We start from the raw sequence: 6163 nt of genomic DNA on the forward strand, positions 1-6163 counted from the left end.
AAGATTTATACTTACCCAAGAGAGAGTGACTATCCCATGGAGACTATTGGGCCCGACGTGATCGAAGTTTCGGCAAAAGCGCAGGAGTGCGAGGCCATCGATCCGCGCGTCGAGGCGCTGGTCACCGAACTGATCGGCCGCGTGGCGGACAAGTGGACGATGATCCTCCTCGAAGTCTTCGAGGAACACGGGGAGCAGCGCTTCACCCAGATCGCGCGGCATGTCCCTGACATCAGCCAGAAGATGCTCACGCAGACCCTGCGCCGCATGGAACGCGACGGCATGATTACCCGGCACGTCCATGCCGTGGTGCCTCCGCGCGTCGACTACGCGCTTACCCCGCTCGGATCGAGCCTGAGCGAGGCGTTCTGCGGGGTATGGGTATGGGCTGCGGACAACTTGGACCGGGTGGAGCGCGCACGCGAAGACTTCGACGCGCGCTGAAGGTTCACCCCAGCATTGCGCGGAAAATCTCGAGCGGGGTTCGGCGGGAAAGGCGTTCGGGCACGTAAACAAGCGGGACAAGGTTGCCTTCGATCAGGTCCGCCACGCTGATTTCGCTCTTGAGCGCGATGCCGCAGCGGTCGGCGCCCCGCCAGCGCACCTGCCCCTTCAGGATATGCCCGCCGATGTCCAGTTCGATCGCCGTCCCGCGCGGCGGCGGCGAAGCGACGAGGGCAAGAACACCTCGCGAAGAGGCATTGGTCAGCGTCGCTGCCACAACCTGATCGCCAATGCGCATCATCGCCTTTACCGCGACGACCGTGCGCGCCTGCATACGCTGCCTGTGAATGAACATGCCCGCCGTTCCCTAGCCAGAGCTGTAAAACGTAATACGTACAAATAGTTATTCTGCGGTTAATGCGGGTTCACGTCGGCGGCAATTTCCGGCCCGCCCGATAGCGGACCGGAGATTGAGTACCACGCGCGCAGGCGCCGGTTCAGGCAGCGGCCTTCTTCTTCAGACGCCAGGCATGGAGCAGCGGCTCGGTATAGCCATTGGGTTGATCCACGCCCTTGAACACAAGGTCGCAGCCTGCCTGGAAAGCCATGCTGGTATCCCAGTTGCCCGCCATTGGTTCATAAAGCGGATCGCCCGCGTTCTGCGCATCGACTTTGGCCGCCATGCGCTTGAGCGAATCCATCACCTGTTCCTGCGAGCAGACGCCGTGGAGCAGCCAGTTCGCCATGTGCTGGCTGGAAATGCGCAGCGTCGCGCGGTCTTCCATCAGGCCTACGTCGTTTATGTCAGGCACCTTGGAGCAGCCTACGCCCTGGTCGATCCAGCGCACGACGTAGCCGAGCAGCCCTTGCGCATTGTTGTCGAGTTCCTCGCGGACCTCATCCTCGGACCAGTTCACGCCGTCCGCCAGCGGAACCTGCAACAGCAGGTCGAGTCCCGGCACTTCCTGCGCGCCGATATCCTCGCGCAGGCCGAAAACGTCGACCTGATGATAGTGCATCGCATGGAGCGTTGCGGCAGTCGGCGACGGCACCCAGGCGGTGTTCGCGCCGGTCTTCGGGTGCCCGATCTTCTGCTCCATCATATCGCGCATCATGTCCGGCGCGGCCCACATGCCCTTGCCGATCTGCGCAGCGCCCGAAAGGCCATGCGCCAGTCCGATGGCTACGTTGCGCTTTTCATAAGCTGCAATCCATGCCGAAGCCTTGATCGCCGCCTTGCGGATCATCGGCCCCGCCCGCATCGAGGTGTGTATTTCGTCGCCGGTACGGTCGAGGAAACCTGTATTGATGAAGACGATGCGGGTGCGAACCGCGTGGATACAGGCGGCGAGGTTCGCCGAGGTACGGCGCTCCTCATCCATCACGCCAACCTTGAGCGTCTCACGCGGGAGCCCCAGCAGGTCCTCCACCGCATCGAACAGGTCGTTGGTGAAGGCGCACTCCTCCGGCCCGTGCATCTTGGGTTTGACGATGTAGATATTGCCTTCGCGGCTGTTGCCGTACTTCGTCAGGCGCTTCACGTCCTGCGCCGAAATGGCGCTGGTGATCACCGCATCCATGACGCCCTCGGGGATTTCCGAGCCGTCCGGCAGCAGAATCGCCGGGTTGGTCATAAGGTGGCCGACATTGCGCACGAACAGCAGCGAACGGCCCGGCAGACCGGCTTCCTCCCCGCTCGGCAAAGCGATGGCCTTGTCGGCAGCGAGTGCACGGGTCAGCGTCTTGCCGCCCTTCTGGAAGGTGTCGGTCAGGTCGCCCTGGATTATGCCGAGCCAGTTGGAATAGGCCAGCACCTTGTCCGCAGCATCGACCGCGGCGATCGAATCTTCCAGATCGACGATGGTGGTCAGCGCCGCTTCCAGCACGATATCGGAGATGCCCGCCTTGTCGGTCGAGCCGACCTGGCTTGCCGCGTCGATGACGACCTCGATGTTGAGGCCATTGTTCGCGAACAACAGGCCCCCAGCCGTCTTGCCAACGAACTGCGCCTCACTGGCGAGTTCAAGCGCAGTGACATCCACCAGATCGGCCCACGAACCGGACTTCAGCGGCAGCGCCTGGTCGAGGAACGCACGCCCCGCCGCAATCACCGCTGCGCCGCGCGCCGCATCGTAGCCCGGACCTTGCGCGGGCGCGGCGTCGAGCGCATCGGTGCCGTACCACGCATCGTAGAGGCTACCCCAGCGCGCATTCGCGGCATTGAGCAGGAAGCGGGCATTGAGGACAGGCACGACCAGTTGCGGCCCCGCCATCGTCGCGATCTCAGGATCGACGCCGGTGGTGGAGATGGTGAAAGCGCCTGGCTCCGGCACCAGATAGCCGATTTCGCGCAGAAATGCCTGGTACTCGCCCTGCTCGATAGGCTTGCCGGCACGCTCGCCGTGCCATGCATCAATCTGTGCCTGCAGCGAATCGCGAGTGTCCAGCAGCGCGCGATTGCGCGGGGCGAACACGGTCAGAAGCTGCGCAAATCCCTGCCAGAAGGCGGCGGTGTCCTGTCCGATCGGGGGCAGCACCTGCTCCTCGACGAACCTAGCCAACTCCGCATCGACCTGAAGCCCGGAACGATCAACCCTGTCAGTCATACTTCCTCGCACTGGTTTGCGAACGCGCACGCCGTGGATACGGCCTGCAACGGTCACGATAATTACCAAATTGCCCTGGGGAAGGATCGGAAGGGCTATGGCGCAACCTCGCGCGCTTGGCAACAGCGCCCAAGGTCCGGGTTCCATTGGTTATAATAGTGTCATGTGCCGGGACACAGGGATTCCTCCGGATTTACAGGACCCGTCGGTAACCCTTACATTCCAGCATTCGTTAAGCATCGGACCCGGCGGGAACGCGGGGTTGGCACGAACGTTGCTAAATGGTGGCCAGAACAAAGGGATGAAAATGCTCCGCAAGATCGGTCGCCTGTTTATCATCAAGACCAACTGGGAAGCGTACATGATCATCTACGCGCTGGCCCTCGGCGCGGTTGAGCGCGGTAGCGTCTATCTCACGCGATTTCCGGGATTTGGGGGCAAGCTGCTGTTCCTGGCCTGCACCGGCGCGGTGTTCATGGCTGGCGCCAAGATTCTCGATTGCATCAAGTTCGAAAAGGCTGCCCTGCTGGAACGACAACCCCCGATAGCTCCGACGCCCCCCATGATAGAGCGCGAAGCCGCTTAGGGACGCAGAGCGGCAACGCATCCGCGCCGTTCCGAAACATCGATGATGGAAGGTGGGGTGATTCTGTTGACAGGCTCACCCCGGGCCCCTGGAATCCCTTCTGTTACCCGGCGGGCCCAGCCGTGTTCTAACTTTGTAACTTCAGGGCGTTAGCCCCTAGAATTACGCTGCGAGAGCAAGTGCGTCGTTGTCGTTGGCACTTATGAGTTTTGAGCCTTGAACGGGTTACTCAGCCCGAATGAAAACTACGCTTTTCAACACACGTCGATCCTAGTTCGGCCCCGTCATCACCCCCGCGACAACGGGGTTGTTCCTTACGGAACGGGTGATGGTGGAGCCGCCGGGTACCGCCCCCGGGTCCGCTGCATCTATTGTACGTAACAATTTATCATCATATCCGACCGAAGCCGGCAGGTCCCCATATAGGGCCTTGGTCGTGAATGTGAAGTGACCGTGTGAAGGGAGCGCAGTACCGGGGAAACCAGCGTTGCGCCCCCCCTTGACGCTTACACCTTGTTCTTGCGCAGTTCCGCGAGAATGTCCTTCAACGCGTCGAGCTGCGGATCGGTCGGCGTAGCGGCCGCAGCCGTGGCATCCGCCTCGGCCTGTTCCTTCTTCACCGATTCGACCATCTTGTTGATCGAGCGTACCAGCAGGAACAGCACCATCGCGATAATGAGGAAGTTCACGATCTGCGTGATGAACTCACCGTAGCCGATCATGGCCACGCCTGCGGCCTTGAGCGCGACATAGTCGCCCACGTTGCCGGTATATCCGGCCGGCACTTCACCCAGCTGGACGAAGTAGTTCGAAAAATCGATGTCGCCGAACGCCCAGCCGATCACCGGCATGATGACGTTCTCGGTGAGCGAGGTCACGATCTTGCCGAAAGCGGCGCCGATCATCACACCGACCGCGAGGTCGAGTACGCTGCCGCGCGCGATGAACTTCTTGAATTCGTCGAATATTGCCATGCGCTTGGGTCCCTGTTTCGGCGATTGGGATTGGTAGGCCGTGCATTTTGACACACTCGACCCTGCGCCTCAAACGTTTGTTAACCCTGTCGGTTTCCACCTCTGCAACATGCCGCGCTTGATCCGTCATGTGGCATCGCTATCTATCGCTCGTGGAAGCCGCCGGCAGCGCCGACGGTTCAGTGGAGGAATCACGCCGATGTCGCTTTCCAACGCAGCCCGTCACGGCCGCACCGTACTGGCACTTGCGGCGGCCCTGTCGCTCGCCGCCTGTGGTTTCAACTCGGTTCCGACCAAGCAGGAAGCCGCCAAGGCCAAGTGGGCCGACGTCGAGGCTGCCTTCCAGGAACGCGCCAACCTCGTCCCCAACCTCGCTGCCGTCGCCAAGGGCGCGGCAGAGCAGGAAAAGGGCATTCTGGTCGGCGTCACCGAAGCGCGCGCCAAGGCCACCTCGATCCAGGTGAGCGGCGACGATCTGGGCGATCCCGCCAAGATGGAGGAGTTCCAGCAGGCCCAGGCTCAGCTGGGTGCCGGCATCGGCCGCCTGCTCGCCAGCGTCGAGGCGTATCCGGAGGTCAAGTCCAACGCCAATTACCAGATGCTCCAGAGCCAGCTCGAAGGGCAGGAGAACCGTATCCGCATCACCATCCGCGACTACAATGCCGCGGTGCAGGACTATAACACCGAAGTGCGCACTTTCCCCTCGATGATCGGTGCGCGTCTGCGCGGTGCCGACCCACTGGTTCCGTACAAGTCGGTTACTCCCGGCGCCGAAAAGGCCCCGGACCTCCAGGGTAAGCTCTGATCCGGTGACCCACTTCCGGGCCGTCCTGACGGCCGCATTCCTGGCCCTGTGTGCCCTGCTTTCAGGGCCGCAGGCGTGGGCGCAGAACGGAACGCAGGCCGCGGGCCCGCAATTCCCCAAGCTGACCGGGCGCGTCGTCGATGCGGCGAACGTGATCCCCGCGCCCGAGGAAGCGCAGCTCACGCAAAAGCTGGAGGCGCTGGAAAAGCAATCGCGCCGGCAGTTGGTAGTGGTGACGCTGCCCAGCCTGGGCGGCTACGAGATTTCCGACTACGGGTACCAGCTTGGCCGGAACTGGAAAATCGGCCAGAAGGGCGACAACAACGGCACGATCCTCATCGTCGCGCCCAATGAGCGCAAAGTGCGCATCGAAGTTGGTTACGGCCTCGAGCCGATCCTCACCGATGGCATGAGCTTCCTTATCATCAACAACCAGATCCTGCCTCGCTTCAAGGCCGGCGACATGCCCGGCGGCATCGCAGCGGGCACTGATGCAATCATCAAGCAGCTCACCCTTCCCCCTGAAGAAGCGCAGAAAATCGCTGCACAGGCAGACAAGCAGCGCGCAGAGAGCGGCGATGACCTTTCGCCGGGCACGGTCATCTTCATTCTCGTCGTGATTTTCTTCTTCGTCCTGCCGATCATGCGCGCGGCCGGTGGCGGCGGACGCAGGCGTAGCGGTTTCGGTGGCCCGATCGTCTGGCTGCCGGGCGGCTTCGACAGCGGCTCCTCCGGCGGTGGCTGGGGA

7 protein-coding genes and 1 other RNA gene are annotated in these 6163 nt (G+C 62.3%); 4 read left to right on the forward strand and 4 right to left on the reverse strand.

What is annotated here, in order from left to right:
* Positions 1 to 36 precede the first annotated feature (36 nt).
* The gene (locus tag GVL61_RS02380) at positions 37 to 444 is read left to right on the forward strand and encodes a helix-turn-helix domain-containing protein (RefSeq protein WP_159976556.1); all 408 of its coding nucleotides are present in this window, start codon (positions 37 to 39) and stop codon (positions 442 to 444) included.
* 4 nt (positions 445 to 448) lie between these two features.
* On the opposite strand, the gene GVL61_RS02385 is transcribed toward GVL61_RS02380, so the two are convergent.
* Together GVL61_RS02385 and GVL61_RS02390 are read right to left on the reverse strand one after the other, a co-directional pair.
* Positions 449 to 799, reverse strand: a complete 351-nt coding sequence (locus GVL61_RS02385) for a pilus assembly protein (protein ID WP_159976559.1) — start codon at positions 797 to 799, stop codon at positions 449 to 451.
* Between the two features lie 142 nt (positions 800 to 941).
* Positions 942 to 3050, reverse strand: coding sequence for a malate synthase G (locus GVL61_RS02390; protein WP_159976562.1), 2109 nt, complete (start codon positions 3048 to 3050; stop codon positions 942 to 944).
* A gap of 307 nt (positions 3051 to 3357) precedes the next feature.
* Here GVL61_RS02390 and GVL61_RS02395 point away from each other — a divergent pair, with 307 nt between their 5' ends.
* Positions 3358 to 3636, forward strand: coding sequence for a hypothetical protein (locus GVL61_RS02395; RefSeq protein ID WP_159976565.1), 279 nt, complete (start codon positions 3358 to 3360; stop codon positions 3634 to 3636).
* Positions 3637 to 3687: 51 nt separating this feature from the next.
* Here the strand turns inward: GVL61_RS02395 and ssrA are convergent.
* Positions 3688 to 4087, reverse strand: a transfer-messenger RNA (tmRNA) gene (gene ssrA, locus GVL61_RS02400).
* A gap of 55 nt (positions 4088 to 4142) precedes the next feature.
* Positions 4143 to 4610: a large conductance mechanosensitive channel protein MscL gene (gene mscL, locus GVL61_RS02405; RefSeq protein WP_159976568.1), complete on the reverse strand. Its 468-nt coding sequence runs from the start codon at positions 4608 to 4610 to the stop codon at positions 4143 to 4145.
* Positions 4611 to 4809: 199 nt separating this feature from the next.
* Here mscL and GVL61_RS02410 point away from each other — a divergent pair, with 199 nt between their 5' ends.
* Together GVL61_RS02410 and GVL61_RS02415 are read left to right on the forward strand one after the other, a co-directional pair.
* Positions 4810 to 5415, forward strand: a complete 606-nt coding sequence (locus GVL61_RS02410) for a LemA family protein (RefSeq protein ID WP_159976571.1) — start codon at positions 4810 to 4812, stop codon at positions 5413 to 5415.
* Between the two features lie 4 nt (positions 5416 to 5419).
* On the forward strand, positions 5420 to 6163 hold a 744-nt coding region (locus tag GVL61_RS02415; protein WP_159976574.1), incomplete at its 3' end, for a YgcG family protein.

This window comes from Novosphingobium sp. 18050, from assembly GCF_902706195.1.
GTDB lineage: Bacteria > Pseudomonadota > Alphaproteobacteria > Sphingomonadales > Sphingomonadaceae > Novosphingobium.

Excerpts from the sequence above, each read along its gene's own strand:
- GVL61_RS02395 (WP_159976565.1), top strand. The coding sequence starts at position 3,358 with ATGCTCCGCAAGATCGGTCGCCTGTTTATCATCAAGACCAACTGGGAA.
- GVL61_RS02380 (WP_159976556.1), top strand. The coding sequence starts at position 37 with ATGGAGACTATTGGGCCCGACGTGATCGAAGTTTCGGCAAAAGCGCAG.
- GVL61_RS02410 (WP_159976571.1), top strand. The coding sequence starts at position 4,810 with ATGTCGCTTTCCAACGCAGCCCGTCACGGCCGCACCGTACTGGCACTT.
- GVL61_RS02390 (WP_159976562.1), bottom strand. The coding sequence starts at position 3,050 with ATGACTGACAGGGTTGATCGTTCCGGGCTTCAGGTCGATGCGGAGTTG.
- mscL (WP_159976568.1), bottom strand. The coding sequence starts at position 4,610 with ATGGCAATATTCGACGAATTCAAGAAGTTCATCGCGCGCGGCAGCGTA.
- GVL61_RS02385 (WP_159976559.1), bottom strand. The coding sequence starts at position 799 with ATGTTCATTCACAGGCAGCGTATGCAGGCGCGCACGGTCGTCGCGGTA.